Here is a 13,337-nt window from a genome sequence, read left to right on the forward strand (position 1 = left end):
CCTAGGCGAGCTCCGGCAGGTCCTCCGCGTACAGCAGGGTCAGGTCGTCCGTGCTCGGGTCCGGGACGTGGGCGACGCGGCTCGCGTGGCGTTCCACCATCGCCTCGAAGGTCTGGCGGGCCGTGCGGCCGTTGCCGAAGGCGGCGCCCTTGGGGATCTCCGTGAAGTACTTCAGGAGCGCCTCCGGGGCGCCCGGCGCCAGCCGGTACTCGTGCTCCTCGGCCTGCTGCTCGACGATCCGCAGCAGTTCGTCGGGGCCGTAGTCGCCGAAGGTGATGGTCCGCGAGAAACGCGACGCCACACCGGGGTTGACCGACAGGAACCGCTCCATCTCGGCCGTGTACCCGGCGACGATCACCACCACGGCGTCCCGGTGGTCCTCCATCAGCTTCACGAGCGTGTCGATGGCCTCCTTGCCGAAATCACGCCCGGCGTCCTCCGGGGAGAGCGCGTACGCCTCGTCGATGAACAGCACACCGCCGCGCGCCCGTTCGAAGGCCTCCTGGGTGCGGATCGCGGTCGAGCCGATGTGCTCGCCGACCAGGTCGACGCGCGACACCTCGACCAGATGGCCCTTCTCCAGGACGTGCAGCGCGGCGAGGATCTCGCCGTAGAGACGCGCGACCGTCGTCTTGCCGGTGCCGGGGGAGCCGGTGAAGACCAGATGCCGCTTGACCGAGGCCGCTTTCAGACCGGCCTGCTGGCGGCGCCGGCCCACCTCGATCATGTCGGTCAGCGCCCGCACCTCGCGCTTGACGCTCTCCAGACCCACCAGGGCGTCGAGTTCGCCCATCACGTCCGTGGAGGCCCGCACCGGCCGCTCCGGCTCGGCCGCGACCGGTCGCGCCTCGGGCACGGTGGCACGCTGCTCGGGGAGCGCGCCGAGCAGCCCCGGCGAGGAGGGCGCCGCTTCCACGGAGGTCTCCCGCGCGCCCGGCGTGGGGACGCCGGCGCTCTCGTCGCTCGTGCAGTCCTCGACCACGGGACCGGAGCCGGCCGCGCCGTCCGGGCCGGCGTCCGCGAACTCGTACCCCCGCCGCGCGCAGCGCTCGGTCCGGCACTTGCGCAGCGTCGTACGGCAGCCGTCTATCACGTGGAAGCCGTAGCCGCCGCTGTTGGTGACCCGGCAGTTCAGGAAGCTGCCGCGGCCGCCCGCCGACACGTAGAAGCCGGCCTCGGCGGGGGAGTCGACGGTGCAGCGCTCCACCGTGGGGTCGGCGCCCTTGGTGACGATCACGCCGGTCTGGGTGGCGTCCACGGTGCAGTTGTTGAGCGTGCCGCCGCTGCCGTGGTCGCGGAACCAGGCGCCGGTCGCCGCGTCCCGGATCCGGCAGTCGTCGAGCTGGGCGGTCGCCCCGTCGCTGACCGACACGGCCGTGTTGCGCACCTGGAAGAGGTCGCTGTCGACGACGTCCGCGCGCGAACCGCGGTCGAGGACGAACAGGGCGTCCGGTACATCGTGCACCCGGCAGGAGTCGAGGACCACGGTGGCGCCGTCGCTGACCCAGACGGCCGGGTAGTCGCCGGTGCTGTCGAAGATCTCGCACTGGTTGGCGTCGACCCGGGTGCCCGGGTCCCACACCGACAGGCCGTTGCGCCCGAACTGACGCACCGTCGTCCGCGTCAGCGTCAGCACGGAGCGCGACCGCAGATCGACCGCGTTCTCCGGGATCTCGTGGATCCGGCAGTCGGCCAGGGTCAGCACGGCGTCCGTGTCGAGCGTGACCCCGTCGCCGGTGGTGCGGTGCACCTCGCAGTCGGTGAGGTGCGCGGTGGCACGGGCGGTGATCTGCACCCCACTGCCCCGGACCTCGTAGACCTCGCAACCCACCGCCTCCAGGGCGGAGTTGTCACCGGTCGCGCTCAGACCGGCCCCCGAGGTGTGGTGCACCCGGCAGCGCTCCAGCCGGGGACGACCGCCCCCGCGCACGGCGACGCCGGCCTGTCCGGCCGCGACGACCTCGCACTCCTCGAAGACACCGCCGCCGCCGTCGACCACGGCGATGCCGATGCCGGCCGGGTTGTCGACGGTGCACCGCCGGACCGTCGGACGCGCGCCGCCGCGCACCTCGACGCCGGCCGCGGACCGCGTCACGATCCTCAGGTCCAGCAGTTCGGGAGTGCCCTCCTCGACGAGCACCGCGGGCGCCGCCGCGTCCTGGCCCTCCACGTGCAGGTCCTGCACCACGGCCGAGGCCCGCACGGTCAACGGCACGCCGTCCACGGGCGCGATGCGGACGGAGCCGGGGGAGCCCTCGGGGCCGCGCAGGGTCACCGCACGCTGCACGACGAGGTTCTCCCGGTAGGTGCCGGGAGCGATGGTGAGCACGTCGCCCTCGGCCGCGGCCTCCAGAGCGGCGGCGAGCGACGCGTACTCACCCGTGCGGCGCCGCCACCTCGATGTGCCGGTGTGCGTCACCTGGACCGTGCCCTGTGCCATGGCGTTGCTGTGCCCCCACCTCGGTCTTGCTGATCACTCGGTCGTTCGCGGGGTGCGCCGGCCGTGCCGCACCCCTGCGGCTCCCTCGCGCGCGGGTCGATGCCGAATGCTCGGCCGGTCCACCGTAGCGTGCGCGCGGGCGGTGGGTTGACCAGAGACGGAAGGCTGTCAGCTACCGGCTCCGGTACGGCCCCAGTCCGGACCCGCCCGGTCCCATGCCTGGTCCCAGCGGGCGTACCGGCGGCGGACCATGTGCCGGACGGCGTGTCTTCGGAGCCCCTCGACGACGCCCGCCGTGAGCAGGGCCGCGCCGAATCCGGCGAGGACGGCGTGGGTGGTCGCGGTGGCGGGGTCCAGAGGGCGGCCCACCGGACGGCCGTGCGTGTCGGTCCACAGCGGGAAGTGGTCGCCCCGATGAGGGGACGTGAGGCCGGCGAGGACCGTGCCGTGGTGCGGGGTGCCGTCGGGCGCGGTCCAGTCGGCGACCACGCGGGCGCGGCCGTCCCGCCCGGAGAGGCTTTCGGGATCCGCCTCCGGTGGCGAACCCCCGAGCCCGCGCACCACGGTCGCCGGGACCTGGTGGCGGGCGAGGCGCTGGTCGCGGACGGTGTGCTGCAAGCTGTCCTGTGCGACGGCGCCGACGAGGGAGCCGACGACGGGTGCCACGAACAGGATCAGGAGCAGGGCCGTCAGCGCCACCCAGGCCTCGACCAGATCCGTCGTACGGCGCAACGGATTGTGCCGCCAGCGCCAGATTCCACCGATCGCCCGCACCACCGGCACCCCCTTTCCCGCTCCGTGACGATCCCCCGTGGAGCCGTTCACACGCGGATCCGGGCGAAGGGAGAGCCACATCACCCGCAGCCGGGACCTCTCATGAACGTCTCACGAAAAGCACAACGGCCGAAGGGCGGGCCGGGGTTCCCAGGAGTGCCGCACCTCGGTCCCCGCCCGGAGGCGCCGACGCGCACCGCGCCCGTCAACCCACGACGGTGACCGGGTCGCCCACCCGCACGGTGCCGCGGGAGAGGGGCACCAGATTCTGTCCGAAGACCAGCTTTCCGCCCAGCCGCCGGTGCCGTCCCAGCGTGTGGAGGGGCTCCTTGCCGCGCTCCGCGGTGGTCTGGTCGGTCGTGGTCACCACGCACCGGCCGCACGGCTTGGCGACCCGGAAACCGACCTCGCCGACGGTCAGACGCGACCAGCCGTCCTCGGCCCACGGCCGCGTGCCCGTCACGACCAGGTTCGGCCGGAAGCGGTTCATCGGCAGCGGCCCCTCCGAGGCGTGCTCCCCCCGCGCGATCAGCGAGTTGAGGGCGTCGAGCGAGGCGACGGTGGTGACCAGCAGCGGATACCCGTCGGCGAACGCGACCGTCTCGCCGGGCAGCCCGTACTCGGGGTCGACGGCGCGGCGCTTCGCGGGGTCGTCCATGTGCACCAGACGTACGTCGGCGCCGAGATGGGCGCTGCACCAGGCGTGCGCGGCCTCGTCGGCGAGGACCCCCTCCACCTTGTCGCGGAAGATCTCCAACGGGACCGTTCCGATCGGCCGCGGCACGGAGACGGTCAGCGGCGCCAGACCCGGCGCGGACAGACGGACACCGCCGCCGGGCAGGAGCTCGGCGGCGGCTTGTGCGAGGCGCGGCTGCTGACGCTGGGTGACGACCTTTCCCCCGTGGTCGATCAGCGCCCAGCGTCGGTCTCCGGCCAGCCCCCAGGGCTCCACTTCGGCCTCCCGGGGCGCCTGGCCCCGGAACGCCTTGACCGGATGGACGTGGATCGACAGCAGCTCGGCATTCCCCATGGCCTCATCCTGCCAGGTGGCGGCGACTGTCCCCGGGGCGGCTCAGTAACCGCGGTACTGCTGGTTGTTGTACGGGTCCTGGTACTGGGGCGCGGCGGGCCGGGGAGCCGCGGGGCGCATCGCGTCGTACCCCGTGCCGGGTCCGGCGGGGCGCGGCGGCTGCTGCATCTGCGGGCCGGGGTAGCCGCGCGGCGCGGTGGCCTGCGGCGGGATGTAGGCGGCCGGCGCCTGCTGCAGCGGAGCGGGCTGCTGCGCCTGCGGGTAGCCGTAGCCGTACGGGGACGGGGCCGCCGGGAGGGCGGGCAGTGCCGACGGCAACGCGGGCAGGTTGCTGCCCGTGTCGTACGCGGCGGGGACCCGGATCGGGGCGATCTGCGGGGTGCCCCGCTCGGCCACGAGCGAGTCGTAGATCGGGGTGTCCGGGAAGGAGGCGGAGTAGTAGCCGCCGCCATAGGTGGAGCGGGGGGAGGTCATGGCACATAAGTTAAGCCCACGATGTGCTGGTTGGGGAGACCGATAAGAGGGTTGTTTTCCGTGTCGGCGATGACTCCGGATACCCAATGCGAGCGAACTTGGCAAAAAGGGGCGGCAATCGTGGTCCAGATCGTGTAAAGGCCGAGTTCCCGGTGGGTTACCGGCGGTTGGCCAGGGATCTTGTGGCCCTGCGGATGGGCGTTCCCGGTCCGGGCGAATAGGTTGACGAGCAGACGTCCCGAAGGGTGCCGGAGCGTGCGGTCCGGCCGGTGAAAGCGAGGGGGTAGGCATGTCCATGCCGAAAGGATCGAATGTTCCGGTGCCGACGACGGCGCTGCGGGTCGAGGTGGGCCGCCGGTCGGGACCGGGCGTCCCCGACGCGGACGCCTCGGCCCTGCTGCTGGTCGCGGGGAAGGTCCGTTCGGACGCCGACTTCGTCTTCTACAACCAGCCGGCCCACTCCTCCGGCGCGGTCCGGCACGAGGGCAAACGGGACCTGGGCGGCAGGGTGACCGACACGCTGCTCGTCGACCTCGCGCGCGTGGAGCCCGCGATCGAGACCGTCGTCCTGGCCGCCTCGGCGGACGGCGGCACCTTCGGCCAGGTGCCCGACCTCGCCGTCGAGGTACGGGACGCGGCACGGAACACGGTGGTGGCCCGGTACGACGCCACCGGCGCGACCGTCGAGACGGCGTTCGTGCTCGGCGAGTTCTACCGCCGCCAGGGAGCCTGGAAGTTCCGCGCCGTCGGCCAGGGCTACGACAGCGGCCTGGAAGGCCTGGCCACGGACTACGGGATCACCGTCGACGAACCGCAGCACGGCGCACCGCGGCCCACCGCACCGCGACCGGCCACCGCCCCGACGCCCCCGCCCCCACCGCCGACCGTGCCGGCCTTCCCGGTCACCGTACCCCCGCCCGTCCACGCCACCCCGCCCCCGCCGCCGGCTCCGCCCGCGGCCCCGGTCCGCCTCACCAAGGTGACGCTCACCAAGGCCGCCCCGTCGGTGTCGCTGACCAAGCAGGGCGGCACCTCGGGCGTCATGCGGGTGAACCTCAACTGGGAGGTGCGCAAGCAGTTCTCCCAGTGGGGCGGCAAACGCGGCCGGGCGGTCGCGCTCCACAACGACCTCGACCTCGACCTGTGCGCGCTGTTCGAGCTGGCCGACGGACGCAAGGGCGTCGTACAGGCCCTCGGCAACGCCTTCGGCGCCCTGCACCAGCCGCCCTACATCCTCCTCGACGGCGACGACCGCACGGGCGCCGTGACCACCGGGGAGAACCTCACGGTCAACCTCGACCACAAGGACGCCTTCCGGCGCCTCCTCGTCTTCGTGACCGTCTACGAGGGCGCCCGCTCCTTCGCCGACCTGCACGCCACGGTGACGTTGCAGCCGCAGTTCGGTGCCGCGATCGACTTCTCCCTGGACGAGTGCACCGTCCCCTCGACCGTGTGCGCGCTCGCGCTGATCACCCGCACCGGCGACGACCTCGTCGTCCAGCGCGAGGCCCGCTACCTGGTGCCCGAGCGCGGGGTGAGCCCGCAGCGGACCGTGGACCACGCCTACGGCTGGGGCATGAACTGGACGCCCGGCCGCAAATAGGCGGCGGGTGCGGGCTCAGCCCTCGTCGGCCACCGGGTCCGGACGGGCGTAGGTGCGGCCCTTCCAGGCCGCTCCCCGCCCCCGGTGGTGCTGAACCGCGGAATCCACCGTCATCAGGAGATAGAGGAGGGCGGTGAACGGCAGCAACGGGGCGAGCCACAGCGGCTGACGGTAGTAGCGGAGCATCGGGAGGTAGGTCCCCGTCATCACCAGCCACGCGAGGCCGCCCAGTGCCGCGGCGGCCGGGACGGCGAGGGCGAGCCCGCCGAGCAGCGCGAGCGGCGGCACCAGGTAGACCAGGGCGAGGCCCAGCACCGTGCCGAGCAGCAGCAGCGGGTTGTGCCGCAGCTGCGCGTAGGCGCTGCGCGAGACCATCCGCCACAGGTCGCGCAGCCCCGGGTACGGGCGCACGCTGTCGACCCGGTCGGCCAGCCCCAGCCAGATACGGCCCCCCGACCCCTTCACGGCACGCGCGAGGGCCACGTCGTCGATGACGGCGTGCCGGACGGCCTCCGGGATCCGGGCCCGCCCGGCCGCCTCCGCGCGCAGCAGGACGCAGCCGCCCGCCGCGGCCGCCGTCCGCGTCCCGGGCCGGCCGATCCTGCGGAACGGGTACAGCTGCGCGAAGAAGTAGACGAACGCCGGCACGACCAGCCGCTCCCACACGCTCTCCACCCGCAGCCGCGCCATCTGGGAGACGAGGTCGAAGCCGCCGGTGCGCGCCGCGGCGACCAGCTCCCGCAGGCTGTCGGGCGCGTGCGCGATGTCGGCGTCCGTCAGGAGCAGGTACTCGGGTCCACGCGCGCGTGCCAGCGCGATGCCGTGCCGCACCGCCCACAGCTTCCCCGTCCAGCCGGGCGGTGGCTCGCCCGGCGAGTCCACGGTCAGCGTCAGCCCGCCGTGCCGCCGGGCCAGCTCACGCGCCAGCTCCCCGGTGCCGTCGGAACTGCCGTCGTCGACGAGGAAGACCTCCGCCCGCCCCGGATAGTCCTGCGCGAGCAGCGACGGCAGACTGGCCGGGAGCACCGCCGCCTCGTCACGTGCGGGGACGACCACGCAGACCGGCGGCCATTCCGCGGGGCCAGCGGGGCCCGCGGGCTCCGCGCGCGGGGGCAGCCGGACGTCCGTGCGCCAGAAGAAGCCCTGGCAGAGCAGCAGCCACAGCCAGGCGGCGAGAGAAACGGCGGAGATCCACACGACGGCGCTCACGCGCGCAGTCTGCCCCACGGGAGCGGGCCCCGGGAGCACATCGTCTATCGTGGCCGGGTGAAGATCGCGCTCATGGACTCCGGAATCGGGCTGCTGGCGGCCACCGCCGCGGTACGGCGCCTGCGACCCGACGCGGATCTGGTGCTCTCCCTGGACCCCGACGGCATGCCCTGGGGCCCGCGCACGCCCGAGGACCTCACCGCGCGCGCGGTCGCGGTCGCGGAGGCCGCCGCCGCCCACCGGCCCGACGCCCTGATCATCGGCTGCAACACGGCGACCGTGCACGCGCTGCCCACCCTGCGGGCCCGCCTCGAACCGGGCATCCCGGTGATCGGGACCGTGCCCGCGATCAAGCCCGCCGCGGCCGGTGGCGGCCCCGTCGCCATCTGGGCCACCCCCGCCACCACCGGCAGTCCCTACCAGCGCGGCCTCATCGACGACTTCGCCGACGGCGTCACGGTGACCGAGGTGCCCTGCTGGGGACTGGCCGAGGCCGTGGAGCACGCCGACGAGACGGCGATCGACGCGGCGGTCGCCGCGGCCGCCGCGCTGACCCCCGACGAGGTGACCACCGTCGTCCTGGGCTGCACCCATTACGAACTGGTCGCCGAGCGCATCCGCGCCGCCGTCCAGGGCGCGGGCCGCCCGCCGCTGGTCCTGCACGGATCGGCCGGTGCCGTGGCCGCCCAGGCACTGCGCCGCATCGGCTCCCGCCCCGAGCCCGCGGCCCAGGCCCTCGGCGCGGTGACGGTTCTCCTCAGCGGCCGCGAGGGCGCGCTGCCGGTGCCCGCGCTCGCCTACGCGGAAGGCCGACTCCTCCAGGAGGCCAGCCCCGTCCGGTGACCGCGGCCCACGGGGCGGACGCGCGGTCCGCCCCGTGGCACGGCCGGCCCAGTCACCCTCCGCGACACGGTACCGGCGGAGCGAAACCTGAGTAACCTCGTCAACATGAGGGACCAGCCCCACGAGGAGACCGCCCGGCACCCCGATGTGTGGCACGGGCGGGCCACCAACCGGTTCCAGTGGCTGCTCGCGCTCGGCGGGGCGGCCTGCATGGCGCTCGGTATCGAACTGGCGGTCCAGTCCGCCTGGACGTCCTCCGTCGCGCCGCTCGCCATGGCCGTGGTCGGCTGCATCGCCGCGGGAATGCTGGTCCTCTTCGGCACCCTCGCCTTCGTCCACGTCGACCTGAAGCTCGACAAGGAGTCCCTCGAAGTGCGCTGCGGGCACATCGGCGTGCCGCGCCGCCGCATCCCGCTGTCCCACGTCGCCGGGGCCGACTTCGAGCCGCATGTCACGCCGCGTCACTGGGGCGGCTGGGGCTACCGCTGGCGCCCCGAGAAGGGCACCGCCGTCGTCGTACGGCGCGGGGAGGGCGTGGTCCTGCGGCTCTGGGACGGGCACACCTTCACGATCACCGTGGACGACGCGGAGTCCGCCGTACGGGTCATCCGGGCGCGCCTGCGGCAGGGCACGCCGGACGCGACGCACTGACTCAGACGGCCGGACGGCCGTCGCGGGAACGCAGGTCCCGTCCCGAACGGGCCGGGACCGTGCCCGACGCCGGTCCGACGACGAGGGGGCGGGCCGTGGCCAGACCCGCCAGCAGACCCGCGCCGACCGAGACCGTGGTGAAGCTCAGCGCGTTCCCGACCGAGGCCACGGCCGCCACGCCCGTCAGCGCGGCACCCGCGCTCAGCACGACCGGCGTCGGACGGGCCGCGTGCCACAGGGCGAACAGCACCCAGCCGAAGGCCGCGGCCAGCAGCAGCACCCCGACGACACCCTGCTCCGCCGCCATCTGGAACGGCGCCGAGTGCGGTTTGCCGTCCGACAGGGTGGTCCGCGCCGCCGTCGCGCTCAGTTCGCCGAAGCGTCCCGGCCCCACCCCGAGGCCGGCGTCGTGCCGCGCCAGGTCGAGGGCGTCGCGCCACAGGTCGACCCGGCGGGGCGTGAGCCGGTCCTCCAGCGACGCGGCGAGCCCACCGGGCAGCGCGGCGCCGGCGGCCGCCCACGTCAGACCCGTGACCGCGGCGGCGGCCAGTGCCAGCCCCGCCAGGCCGCGCCCTCGGTGGGGCATGCGCCCGGCGGCCAGGGAGCACAGCACGACGGCGGCGCAGCTCACCGTCGCGGTGGGCGAACCCAGCGCGGCTCCGACCGCCGCCGTGCCGCAGGCCAGCAGTCGCAGCACGAGCCGCGGTGCGGGCACGGGAGTCGCCCAGGCCGCGCAGCAGGCGGCTCCCGCCGACAGGATGAGCACCGCGACGGTGGCACCGGCGTGACCCAGCGGTGTGACGGTCTCGGGCCCCGGGCCGAGCCGTGGAAGCGCCGCCGTCAGGCCGAGCCCGGCCAGGGCCGCGGCGCAGGGCGCCGCGACGGGCAGCAGCACGCCGGAGATCCGCCCCGCCGCGTAACCGGCGGCCACGGCCAGCACCGCGAGCAGGACGCCCTCGGGACGGCCGCCCCGCGCGGCGGCGGTCACCAGGGACCAGGTGGCGCAGCTCCCGAGGACCACCACGCCCACGGCGTCGGAAACGACGCGTCTTTCCCCGTCCGCGTCCTCGGCGTCCGCGGACGCCATCCCCCTCGACCCCACGCCCCACCCCCGTACCCGGTCGCCCCAGGACCGTGAAAACCTCCCCGGCCGCCCCGCGCGACAGGAGCACTGCCTCACCGTAACGGCTGCCGGGCGGTTCGGTCACGAGTCGTGCGGGAGGCACCGGGGGACCGTGCCGCAGGCCAGAAGCCGACCCGCCGTACACTCCCGGAGTGACCGTCACCGCTACTTCCGTGGACCGGCCGGACCAGCTGGAGCCCCCGACCGCGCCGTCGCGCGGCGCACGGCTCCTGCGTCTGGTCCCGGCAGCCACCGCGGCGCTCTCCGGAGTGCTCCTGTACGTCAGCTTCCCGCCGCGCACCCTGTGGTGGCTGGCCCTGCCCGCCTTCGCCCTCCTCGGGGGGCTGCTGCGCGGCCGGGGCTGGAAGGCCGGATTCGGCCTCGGGTACCTCTTCGGTCTCGGCTTCCTGCTGCCGCTGCTGGTGTGGACGGGCGTCGAGGTGGGCCCCGGCCCCTGGATCGCGCTGGTGCTCATCGAGGCGATCTTCGTCGCGCTGGTCGGCGCGGGGATCGCCGCGGTGTCGAAGCTGCCGGCCTGGCCGGTGTGGGCGGCGGCGATCTGGATCGCCGGAGAGGCGGCACGCGCGCGCGTACCCTTCCGCGGCTTCCCCTGGGGCAAGATCGCGTTCGGCCAGGCGGACGGCGTCTTCCTGCCGGTGGCCGCGCTGGGCGGCACCCCGGCCCTCGGTTTCGCGGTCGTCCTGTGCGGTTTCGGCCTCTGCGAGGCCGTCCGGACGGCGCTCGAATGGCGCCGCACGCGCGAGGTGCGGCGCTCGGCCGCCGCGGTCGCGCTGATCAGCATGGCCGTCCCGGTCCTGGCCGCGGTGGCCGCCCGCCCCCTGGTCAGCGACGAGGCCGAGGTCGGCACCGCGACGGTCGCGGTCATCCAGGGCAACGTGCCCCGCCTCGGACTGGACTTCAACGCCCAGCGCCGGGCCGTCCTCGACTACCACGCGCGCGAGACGGAGCGGCTGGCCGCCGAGGTCAGGGCCGGCAAGGCGGACCGGCCCGACTTCGTGCTGTGGCCCGAGAACTCCTCCGACGTCGACCCCTTCGCCAACCCGGACGCCGCCGCCGTCATCGAGCGGGCGGCCGAGGCGATCGACGCGCCCATCTCCGTCGGCGGCGTCGTCGAACGCGACGGCAAGCTGTACAACGAGCAGATCCTGTGGGACCCCGACAAGGGCGCCACCCAGACCTACGACAAGCGGCAGGTCCAGCCCTTCGGCGAGTACCTCCCGCTGCGCTCCCTCATCGGCGCCGTCAACGACGAGTGGACCTCGATGGTCCACCAGGACTTCAGCCGGGGCACCGAGCCCGGCGTGTTCGACTTCGGCGACGCCCGGGTCGGCCTCGCCACCTGCTACGAGGCGGCCTTCGACTGGGCCGTGCGCGACACCGTCACCCACGGCGCGCAGCTCATCTCCGTACCCAGCAACAACGCCACCTTCGACCGCAGCGAGATGACCTACCAGCAGCTCGCCATGTCACGCGTGCGTGCCGTCGAGCACAGCCGGACCGTCACCGTGCCGGTGACCAGCGGGGTCAGCGCGATCATCATGCCCGACGGCAGGATCAGTCAGAAGACCGGCATGTTCGTCGCGGACTCCCTGGTCCAGAAGGTCCCGCTGCGCTCCTCGGAGACCCCCGCGACGAAGCTCGGCATCCTGCCCGAGATCGCCCTCCTGCTCGTCGCCGCCGGCGGGCTCGGGTGGGCGATCGGGGCCGGGGTGCGCGGGCGGCGCGCCGGTGGCGTGTAACCGTACGCCCGGCGAGCGCGTCCCTCACGCGCGCGGTGTCGCCGGAGCGCCTCGTTAGGGTCGGGTCCATGCCTACTCCTGACTTCATCCGCGAGATCCGGGCCGTCGCGGGCCACCAGTTGCTGTGGCTGCCCGGAGTCACCGCCCTCGTCTTCGACGACGCGGGCCGCGTGCTGCTCGGCCGTCGCTCGGACACGGGCAGGTGGGCGGTGATCGGCGGCATCCCCGACCCCGGGGAGCAGCCCGCCGTCTGCGCCGTGCGGGAGGTCTTCGAGGAGACCGCGGTGCGGTGCGTGGTCGAACGGGTCGTCCTCGTCCAGGCGCTGGAGCCGGTCGCGTACGACAACGGCGACGTCTGCCAGTACATGGACATCACCTTCCGCTGCCGTGCCGTGGGCGGCGAGGCCCGCGTCAACGACGACGAGTCGCTGGAGGTCGGGTGGTTCACGGTGGACGCCCTGCCCGACCTGAACGAGTTCGCGCTGTTCCGGATCAAGCAGGCGCTGTCGGACGAGCCCACATGGTTCGAATCCATGAGCTCCAGCTGAAGTGTGGGGGCGGACCACATGGGGTGAGGTGGCGGCGCTGCCTAAGGTCACAGGCATGACCACGCCCCCCGCCGCCCCTGGTCCCTCCGCCCCCTCCCTCGACCTCCACGGCCGCACCGCCCTCGTCACCGGCGCCGCCGGCGGTATCGGCCGCGCATGCGTGCTGCGGCTGGCGGCCGCGGGGGCCAAGGTCCGCGCGGTCGACCGGGACGCCACGGGCCTGGAGACACTCGCCGAGAGCGCCGCGGGCCTGCCGGGCGTCGTCGAGCCGCACGTCCTGGACCTCACGGACCTCGACGCCGCCGAACTCGCGGCCGCCGGCACCGACGTCCTGGTCAACAACGCCGGCCTGCAACTGGTACGCCCGCTGGAGGAGTTCCCGCCGGACGTCTTCCACACGGTCCTCACGGTGATGCTGGAAGCACCGTTCCGGCTCATCCGCGGCGCCCTGCCCCACATGTACGGGCAGGGCTGGGGCCGCATCGTCAACGTCTCCTCCGTGCACGGACTGCGCGCCTCGCCCTACAAGTCGGCGTACGTGGCCGCCAAGCACGGGCTCGAGGGACTGTCCAAGACGGCCGCCCTCGAAGGCGCGCCGCACGGTGTCACCTCCAACTGCGTGAACCCCGCCTATGTGCGCACCCCGCTGGTCGAGAAGCAGCTCGTCGACCAGGCGCGGGCGCACGACCTGCCGCAGGAGCGCGTCCTGGCCGAGGTGCTCCTGCGGGACAGCGCGCTCAAGCGGCTCATCGAACCGGAGGAGGTCGCCGACGCCGTCGCCTATCTGTGCGGCCCCGGGGCGTCCTTCGTGACCGGAACCTCCCTGGTCATGGACGGCGGCTGGACGGCGCACTGACCTGCCCGGCGAGCGGCGGGCCCGGA

General features: G+C 74.0%; 12 protein-coding genes. 6 read left to right on the plus strand and 6 right to left on the minus strand.

Annotated elements, in window-relative coordinates; all coding sequences use genetic code 11:
• Position 1 precedes the first annotated feature (1 nt).
• From ACH4N1_RS22860 to ACH4N1_RS22875, 4 genes are all read right to left on the minus strand, one after another.
• On the minus strand, positions 2-2,440 hold the full coding sequence (locus ACH4N1_RS22860; protein ID WP_398099601.1) for a right-handed parallel beta-helix repeat-containing protein: 2,439 nt from the start codon (positions 2,438-2,440) through the stop codon (positions 2-4).
• Positions 2,441-2,608: 168 nt separating this feature from the next.
• Positions 2,609-3,214, minus strand: coding sequence for a hypothetical protein (locus tag ACH4N1_RS22865; protein WP_398099839.1), 606 nt, complete (start codon positions 3,212-3,214; stop codon positions 2,609-2,611).
• A 205-nt stretch (positions 3,215-3,419) separates the two neighbouring features.
• On the minus strand, positions 3,420-4,244 hold the full coding sequence (locus ACH4N1_RS22870) for an MOSC domain-containing protein (protein ID WP_398099603.1): 825 nt from the start codon (positions 4,242-4,244) through the stop codon (positions 3,420-3,422).
• Between the two features lie 42 nt (positions 4,245-4,286).
• Positions 4,287-4,718, minus strand: a complete 432-nt coding sequence (locus ACH4N1_RS22875) for a DUF6643 family protein (RefSeq protein ID WP_398099604.1) — start codon at positions 4,716-4,718, stop codon at positions 4,287-4,289.
• A gap of 295 nt (positions 4,719-5,013) precedes the next feature.
• Between ACH4N1_RS22875 and ACH4N1_RS22880 the strand changes: the two genes are divergently transcribed.
• Positions 5,014-6,321 carry a TerD family protein gene (locus ACH4N1_RS22880; RefSeq protein WP_398099840.1) on the plus strand — a complete coding sequence of 436 codons (1,308 nt, stop codon included), beginning with the start codon at positions 5,014-5,016 and terminating at the stop codon, positions 6,319-6,321.
• Between the two features lie 15 nt (positions 6,322-6,336).
• Here ACH4N1_RS22880 and ACH4N1_RS22885 read toward each other — a convergent pair whose 3' ends face one another.
• Entirely contained in the window at positions 6,337-7,548 is a 1,212-nt protein-coding gene (locus ACH4N1_RS22885) for a glycosyltransferase (RefSeq protein ID WP_398099606.1), read from the minus strand.
• Between the two features lie 39 nt (positions 7,549-7,587).
• Between ACH4N1_RS22885 and ACH4N1_RS22890 the strand changes: the two genes are divergently transcribed.
• Together ACH4N1_RS22890 and ACH4N1_RS22895 are read left to right on the plus strand one after the other, a co-directional pair.
• A complete protein-coding gene (locus ACH4N1_RS22890) occupies positions 7,588-8,373 on the plus strand; it encodes a glutamate racemase (RefSeq protein ID WP_398099608.1) in 786 nt (261 codons plus the stop codon).
• A gap of 105 nt (positions 8,374-8,478) precedes the next feature.
• Entirely contained in the window at positions 8,479-9,024 is a 546-nt protein-coding gene (locus ACH4N1_RS22895; RefSeq protein ID WP_398099609.1) for a hypothetical protein, read from the plus strand.
• 1 nt (position 9,025) lies between these two features.
• Here ACH4N1_RS22895 and ACH4N1_RS22900 read toward each other — a convergent pair whose 3' ends face one another.
• Positions 9,026-10,111, minus strand: a complete 1,086-nt coding sequence (locus ACH4N1_RS22900) for an O-antigen ligase family protein (protein WP_398099611.1) — start codon at positions 10,109-10,111, stop codon at positions 9,026-9,028.
• A gap of 188 nt (positions 10,112-10,299) precedes the next feature.
• Between ACH4N1_RS22900 and lnt the strand changes: the two genes are divergently transcribed.
• The 3 genes from lnt to ACH4N1_RS22915 all read left to right on the plus strand — a co-directional run bounded on the left by lnt (position 10,300) and on the right by ACH4N1_RS22915 (position 13,311).
• On the plus strand, positions 10,300-11,907 hold the full coding sequence (gene lnt, locus ACH4N1_RS22905) for an apolipoprotein N-acyltransferase (protein ID WP_398099613.1): 1,608 nt from the start codon (positions 10,300-10,302) through the stop codon (positions 11,905-11,907).
• Positions 11,908-11,975: 68 nt separating this feature from the next.
• Positions 11,976-12,455 carry an NUDIX hydrolase gene (locus ACH4N1_RS22910; RefSeq protein ID WP_398099615.1) on the plus strand — a complete coding sequence of 160 codons (480 nt, stop codon included), beginning with the start codon at positions 11,976-11,978 and terminating at the stop codon, positions 12,453-12,455.
• A gap of 55 nt (positions 12,456-12,510) precedes the next feature.
• A complete protein-coding gene (locus tag ACH4N1_RS22915) occupies positions 12,511-13,311 on the plus strand; it encodes a 3-hydroxybutyrate dehydrogenase (protein WP_398099616.1) in 801 nt (266 codons plus the stop codon).
• Positions 13,312-13,337: the final 26 nt, after the last annotated feature.

The sequence above is a fragment of the Streptomyces sp. NPDC017202 genome, assembly GCF_044331705.1.
Lineage (GTDB): Bacteria > Actinomycetota > Actinomycetes > Streptomycetales > Streptomycetaceae > Streptomyces.

What these genes read in the sequence shown, in the direction of transcription:
- ACH4N1_RS22860 (WP_398099601.1), bottom strand. Translation starts at nt 2,440, where the DNA reads ATGGCACAGGGCACGGTCCAGGTGACGCACACCGGCACATCGAGGTGG.
- ACH4N1_RS22870 (WP_398099603.1), bottom strand. Translation starts at nt 4,244, where the DNA reads ATGGGGAATGCCGAGCTGCTGTCGATCCACGTCCATCCGGTCAAGGCG.
- ACH4N1_RS22875 (WP_398099604.1), bottom strand. Translation starts at nt 4,718, where the DNA reads ATGACCTCCCCCCGCTCCACCTATGGCGGCGGCTACTACTCCGCCTCC.
- ACH4N1_RS22880 (WP_398099840.1), top strand. Translation starts at nt 5,014, where the DNA reads ATGCCGAAAGGATCGAATGTTCCGGTGCCGACGACGGCGCTGCGGGTC.
- ACH4N1_RS22895 (WP_398099609.1), top strand. Translation starts at nt 8,479, where the DNA reads ATGAGGGACCAGCCCCACGAGGAGACCGCCCGGCACCCCGATGTGTGG.
- ACH4N1_RS22900 (WP_398099611.1), bottom strand. Translation starts at nt 10,111, where the DNA reads ATGGCGTCCGCGGACGCCGAGGACGCGGACGGGGAAAGACGCGTCGTT.
- ACH4N1_RS22910 (WP_398099615.1), top strand. Translation starts at nt 11,976, where the DNA reads ATGCCTACTCCTGACTTCATCCGCGAGATCCGGGCCGTCGCGGGCCAC.
- ACH4N1_RS22915 (WP_398099616.1), top strand. Translation starts at nt 12,511, where the DNA reads ATGACCACGCCCCCCGCCGCCCCTGGTCCCTCCGCCCCCTCCCTCGAC.